The organism is Streptomyces murinus (assembly GCF_002154555.1).
In the GTDB taxonomy this organism is placed as follows: domain Bacteria; phylum Actinomycetota; class Actinomycetes; order Streptomycetales; family Streptomycetaceae; genus Streptomyces; species Streptomyces murinus.
Genome location: NZ_MUNF01000615.1, coordinates 1 through 2,803 on the forward strand (window position 1 = coordinate 1; position 2,803 = coordinate 2,803).

2 protein-coding genes are annotated in these 2,803 nt (G+C 75.6%); both read left to right on the forward strand.

The window, feature by feature from the left end; all coding sequences use genetic code 11:
* Window positions 1–73: 73 nt before the first annotated feature.
* Entirely contained in the window at window positions 74–1,267 is a 1,194-nt protein-coding gene (gene purD, locus CCN72_RS31260) for a phosphoribosylamine--glycine ligase (RefSeq protein ID WP_086811471.1), read from the forward strand.
* 329 nt (window positions 1,268–1,596) lie between these two features.
* The coding region (locus CCN72_RS31265; protein ID WP_483027285.1) for a M48 family metalloprotease at window positions 1,597–2,803 on the forward strand (1,207 nt) is incomplete at its 3' end.

Consider the following 2,803-nt stretch of genomic DNA (forward strand, 5'->3'; position numbering starts at 1 on the left):
CCCCACAGCCTTGTAGGAACGTACGGCTTCCCCACCCCCAAGACTTCGGCGACCTTGCCATTAGGCTGACCCCGTGAACGTCCTCGTCATCGGCAGCGGCGCCCGCGAACACGCCCTGTGCCGCTCCCTGTCCCTCGATCCCGACGTCACCGCGCTGCACTGCGCCCCCGGCAACGCCGGCATCGCCGAGGTCGNNGCCGAACTGGTCGTCGTCGGCCCGGAGGCCCCCCTGGTCGCCGGTGTCGCCGACGCCGTGCGTGCCGCCGGCATCCCGGTGTTCGGCCCGTCCGGCGAGGCCGCCCGGCTGGAGGGGTCCAAGGCGTTCGCCAAGGACGTCATGGCCGCGGCCGGGGTGCCGACCGCCCGGTCGTACGTCTGCGCCACCGCCGACGAGGTCGCCGAGGCCCTCGACGCCTTCGGTGCCCCCTACGTCGTCAAGGACGACGGGCTCGCCGCCGGCAAGGGCGTCGTCGTCACCTCCGACCTGGCCGCCGCCAAGGCGCACGCCGCCGCCTGCGAGCGCGTGGTGATCGAGGAGTTCCTCGACGGCCCCGAGGTGTCCCTGTTCGCGGTCACCGACGGCGAGACCGTCGTACCCCTCCAGCCCGCCCAGGACTTCAAGCGCGCCCTGGACGGCGACGAGGGCCCCAACACCGGCGGCATGGGCGCCTATTCGCCGCTGCCGTGGGCCGACCCGAAGCTGGTCGACGAGGTGCTGCACACGGTGCTCCAGCCGACGGTGGACGAACTGCGCCGCCGCGGCGCCCCGTTCTCCGGACTGCTCTACGCCGGTCTGGCGATCACCGGCCGGGGTGTGCGGGTCATCGAGTTCAACGCCCGCTTCGGCGACCCCGAGACCCAGGTCGTACTGGCCCGGCTGCGCACCCCGCTGGCCGGGCTGCTGATGGCCGCCGCCACCGGCAACCTCGCCGACCTGCCGCCGCTGCGCTGGAGCGAGGACGCGGCCGTCACCGTCGTCGTCGCCTCCCACAACTACCCGGGCACCCCGCGCACCGGCGACCCGATCACCGGTCTGGCCGAGGTGGCCGCCGAGGACGCCCCGGACGCCTATGTGCTGCACGCGGGCACCCGGCAGGACGGCGACGCGATCGTCAGCGCGGGCGGCCGCGTGCTGTCCGTCACCGCGTCCGGCAAGGACCTGACCGAGGCGCGCGAGCGGGCGTACCGGGCGGTGGGCCGGATTCGGCTCGACGGCGGGCAGTACCGTACGGACATCGCGGCGAAGGCGGCCGCCGAGGCGCTCTGAGCGCCCTCCCGACGCCTCCCAGCTCCCGTTTCACCCCGACAGGCCCCGGATCCGCAATCCGGGGCCTGATCTTTGCTGTCTGTCACCCAGCTCTGACCAAGGCCATTCCATCGAGTGAGCAATCGCCCATCCGGCTGACGTGGGCCGGGGCCGCAACTAGGGTGCCGCGCAAGCGTTCCGGCACTTGGCACACCGGCATCGCGCACTTGCCCACCGGCACTGCGCACTTGGCCCACCGGCATTGCGTTGTCAGTGACGGATGCCACAGTGGGGGAGTGAGCAGCACCAGGACAGCGCGGCATCGGCAGGGGAGGGGGTGAGGTCGGCAGATGACCGGAATCGGTGTGGAAGCGGGCGCGCAGGCCGCGCGTTCCCGGGCCCTCGCGGTGTTGCGGGTCCGGGGCCGGGCCCTGGGCGTGGCCGTGCTGCCCGCGGCCGCCGAGGTGATCCTGCTGGCCGGCGCGGCCACCGGCCATCTGGTCGGCCCCGGCTGGGACGCCGCCCGCTGGGCCGTGGGCGTCCTCGCGGTCCTCGTCCTGCTGGCCACCGCCGGTATCGCCCTGGTCGTCGCCCGGGCCCGTCCCGCCATGACACCCACCGTGCCCGTCACGGAGGAGTCCGCCCCCGACCTGTACCGGATGGTGCGCGACCTCGCCGAGCGGCTGGCGGTCCCGGCGCCCTCCGCCATAGCCCTCACCCCGGACTGCGACAGCTGGCTGGAGGACCGCACGCACCCGGCGCACGGCCCGCCCGTCCGGACCGGCCCCGGTGCGGCGGACCTGCCGGGTGAGGGGCGCCGCCCCCGCCGGGTCCCCGTCGCGCCGGTCCTCGTCATCGGCTCCCCGTTCCTGTGGTGGATGCGGGTCGGTGAGCTGCGCGCCGTCATCGCCCCGGTCGTCGCCGGTACGGGCCCCTCGGCGCAGCCCGACATAGCCGCCGCCCGGCGCTTCGTGCGCGGTCTCGACGCCACCCTGGCCGTGGCCGCCACGCCGCGGCGGGGCCCGTTGGCCCGCGGAGCCTGCGCGGTCCTCGGCCGGGTGGCCCGGCTGCTGCTGGGCGCCTGCCGTGAGCACGCCGCGCAGATGGAGCGCGGGGTCGCCGCGGCGGCCGCCGAGCGGGCGCAGACGGTGGACTACGGACTGCGGATCGTCGCCCAGGAACAGGTCGGGCTCGCGTACGCGGGCTGGGACCGGCTGCTGACCCGGGTGGCGCTGCCCGCCTGGCGGATGGGCCGCTGGCCCTCCCGGCTGGACGCGGGCGTGGTCGCCGCGCTCACCGAGCTGTCCCGGCGCGACCGGCTGGCCGAGGGCTTCACGTCCCGCCTCGGCGAGCGGCCCGCCTGCGATCTGCTGGAGGAGCCCGGCAGCGTGGACGAGGCCACCTCGCTGCTCGCCGCGCGCCTCTTCCACGGCGGCCCCGCCGGACCCCGCGCCGACTGGGCGCCGGTGGACTGGCAGTCGTATCCGGAGGAGGTCGTGGACCGCACCTGGCGCGCCGACGCGGCCCGGCTGCACCGCGTCCTGGACTCCCTCGGCC